This window comes from Actinomycetota bacterium (genome assembly GCA_036280995.1).
Taxonomy (GTDB): domain Bacteria; phylum Actinomycetota; class CALGFH01; order CALGFH01; family CALGFH01; genus CALGFH01.
The window spans coordinates 1-2140 of sequence record DASUPQ010000377.1 but is presented as its reverse complement, the minus strand read 5'-3'; the positions used below and the strand labels follow the sequence as shown (position 1 = coordinate 2140).

Sequence of the window (2140 nt, the reverse complement as noted above, 5' to 3'; positions counted from 1 at the left end):
CGGCAGGTTGGCGGTGAAGCGGACCTCGACGTTCTCCAGCCGCCGGGCCTTCATGATCTGGACGACGTCCTCGGGGGTGACGGCGCTGGAGGCGACGAACAGGCAGTCGGCCTTGGTCTCGCGGATCAGCTCGCGGATGCGGCGCACCGGCCCGACCACCCGCGGGTCCTCCAGGCGGAGCTCGTCCGTGCCGCCGGTCACGAACCCGACCGGCAGGAAGCCGAGCTCCTTGGTCTGCATGGTGGCGGCGAGCCGCTCGGCCTCCATGTTGGAGCCGACGATCAGGGTCCGGAAGGTGAGCTTGCCTTCGAGGCGGGTGCGCCGGACCCGCCAGTGCCACAGCCGCCGCACCGACAGGGCCAGGACCAGCCCCAGGCCCCAGGACAGCAGCATCCAGCCGCGGGAGAAGGAGGCCTTGGACCAGAACGACACCATCACCGTGGCCGAGATGATCAGGCTGATGGCCACGATGATGCGGCGGACCTCCTCGGCGGTGGAGTACTGGTGGACCCGGTACAGCCGCATGGTCAGGTAGACCACCGGGGTGGTCAGCGGCACGGTCAGCAGCAGCAGCCAGAAGTCGAGGGTCGGCAGCAGCTCGTCGAAGCGGAGCTGGTAGGCCAGCAGCAGGGCGAAGAACACCGCCAGGGTGTCGGTGACGCCCATCAGGACGTAGTGGCTGCGGTACTGGCGGCTGATGTCGGAGCGGACGCCGGCCAGCCGCGGGGACATCAGCAGGCTGCTGTGGAAAGGTGGTTCCAGCCCTACCGTCTCGGTCAAGGCCCGCCGCACGTCCCCCGTCCTTTCCGGTCTGCCGTAGTCCGTCGGGATGGCAGAGCGGGCCGGAAGGCCAATTCGGGTGTGTTGCTCAGGCGGCGGCGGCACCGGTCACGACTCCCGACTCCAGCTCTGCTGGCGCATCAGCACCAGGGCGAGCATCTCGTGGCCGGGACCTGGATACATGCGGTGGTTGAGGTAATCTCGCCACGCATCTGAAGTAGCCATGACAAGGGCCCAAACGGGTAGTGCGCCCCACTAGGGAGCGCACTACGTAAGGATGGGTAGACCGGCTGGCCCTAGTCTTCCTGGGTGTCGTAGTAATAGGTGCTCTTGCCGGCCTGCTTGGAGCGGTTGAGGACGGCGCCGACCAGCTTGCCGCCGACCTGCTCGATCTCCTCCTTGAGCCGGCTGACCAGGTCGCGGTCGCTCTCCTTGGCGTCGGCCACGACCAGGACCGCGTCGGCCAGCGGGGCCAGGGCCAGGGCGTCGGCGACCACCAGGGCCGGCGGGCAGTCGAGGATGATGAAGTCGAACAGGTCGCGCTGCTCCTTCAGGAACTGGCGCATGGCGTCGGAGTCCATCAGCGCCGACGGGTGCGGCGGCAGCGGCCCCGACAGGATCACCCACAGGTTGGGCGCCACCGACCACAGCTCGGGGGCCATCTGCCGGCCGTCGGCCGTCGGCCGCTTGCGCTTGTCGGGCGGGGTGCCGTCGGTGAGCAGGTTGGACAGGCCCGTCCGGTTGGAAAGGCCGAAGAACTGGTGGACCCGCGGACGGCGCAGGTCGGCCGAGACCAGGAGCACGTCCTTGCCGGTCTCGGCCAGGACCACGGCCAGGTTGGCCGCGGTGGTGCTCTTGCCCTCCCCCACCCCGGCCGAGACGACCATCACCGAGTTGATGTCGAGCTGGCTGGCCAGGCGGGCCATCCGGGTCCGCAGGGTCCGGTAGGACTCGGCGGCCGGGCTGTTGGGCTGCTCCAGGGTGACCAGGCTGTTCCTGTGCCGCCGCTTCCAGCGCAGCGAGCCCTCCTGGCGGACCCGCTTGGACAGGGGCGGGATGCTGGCCAGGACCGGCCGGTCGAGGCGCTCGGCCAGGTCCTCGCGACCCCGCAGGCGGTCGTCGGTGCGGTCGCGGACGAAGGCCAGCACGACCCCGAGGAACAGCCCGACGAGCAGGCCGATGCCGATGTCGAGGCGGTTGTTGGGGCTGGCCGGGGTGGTCGGCAGGTCGGCGGCGGCGATCACCGTGCCCGGGGTGAAGTCGAGCGACTGGTAGCCGCTGAGCCGGGTGAGGAGCTGGTCGAGGCGGTTGTTGGCCCCGGCCAGCTTGATCTGGGCGGCCTGGCGGGCGGCGGAGTCGG

At 70.1% G+C, this 2140-nt stretch carries 2 protein-coding genes; both read right to left on the bottom strand.

Annotated features, from left to right (window positions below; all coding sequences use genetic code 11):
- On the bottom strand, positions 1–732 hold a 732-nt coding region (locus tag VF468_12735; protein ID HEX5879161.1), incomplete at its 3' end, for a hypothetical protein.
- Between the two features lie 344 nt (positions 733–1076).
- Positions 1077–2140 (bottom strand): polysaccharide biosynthesis tyrosine autokinase (locus VF468_12730; GenBank protein HEX5879160.1); only part of this gene is annotated, 1064 nt, incomplete at its 5' end.